Raw genomic sequence first — 250 nt, forward strand, 5'->3', positions numbered from 1 at the left:
CGACCATCCCCGTGTTGCGCGCAACCTTTTGAGCTGGGCGCCCACCGCCTCGGTGTCGTCCCGTAGAAATGCAGCGGGCCCGCCAGTCTCAGACATCAGTGAACTCTTCAAAACAAATGTGTTTAGGGTTGAGACTCAATCATAGCCAGTACGCAACTGCTGCTGCGAGCATGACGGCAGATAGATAATTCCGAGCGAGCTTGTCGTACCGTGTGGCGACGCGGCGGAAATCCTTGAGGCGGCAGAACAT

General features: G+C 56.8%; 1 pseudogene. It reads right to left on the reverse strand.

Annotated elements, in window-relative coordinates:
• Positions 1-139 precede the first annotated feature (139 nt).
• Positions 140-250: pseudogene (locus DQG18_RS15925) on the reverse strand (IS5/IS1182 family transposase); the annotation flags it as partial.

It is taken from the genome of Pelagibacterium sediminicola (assembly GCF_003390885.1).
GTDB lineage: Bacteria > Pseudomonadota > Alphaproteobacteria > Rhizobiales > Devosiaceae > Pelagibacterium > Pelagibacterium sediminicola.